General features: G+C 56.5%; 1 rRNA gene. It reads right to left on the bottom strand.

Annotation, left to right across the window (positions count from 1 at the left end):
• Nucleotides 1-596: ribosomal RNA gene (locus tag WQ57_RS22595) — 16S ribosomal RNA — on the bottom strand; the annotation flags it as partial.

Raw genomic sequence — 596 nt, 5'->3', positions numbered from 1 at the left:
GTCCCCCGAAGGGGAACGTCCTGTCTCCAGGAGTGGCAGAGGATGTCAAGACCTGGTAAGGTTCTTCGCGTTGCTTCGAATTAAACCACATGCTCCACCGCTTGTGCGGGCCCCCGTCAATTCCTTTGAGTTTCAGCCTTGCGGCCGTACTCCCCAGGCGGAGTGCTTAATGCGTTTGCTGCAGCACTAAAGGGCGGAAACCCTCTAACACTTAGCACTCATCGTTTACGGCGTGGACTACCAGGGTATCTAATCCTGTTCGCTCCCCACGCTTTCGCGCCTCAGCGTCAGTTACAGACCAGAGAGCCGCCTTCGCCACTGGTGTTCCTCCACATCTCTACGCATTTCACCGCTACACGTGGAATTCCGCTCTCCTCTTCTGCACTCAAGTCCCCCAGTTTCCAATGACCCTCCACGGTTGAGCCGTGGGCTTTCACATCAGACTTAAGGGACCGCCTGCGCGCGCTTTACGCCCAATAATTCCGGACAACGCTTGCCACCTACGTATTACCGCGGCTGCTGGCACGTAGTTAGCCGTGGCTTTCTGGTCAGGTACCGTCAAGGTACCGGCAGTTACTCCGGTACTTGTTCTTCCC

Origin of the sequence: Mesobacillus campisalis, assembly GCF_000986785.1 — a bacterium.
In the GTDB taxonomy this organism is placed as follows: domain Bacteria; phylum Bacillota; class Bacilli; order Bacillales; family Cytobacillaceae; genus Mesobacillus_B; species Mesobacillus_B campisalis.
Note: the sequence above shows the minus strand (reverse complement) of the source record. Positions and strands in the feature narration are given on the sequence as shown.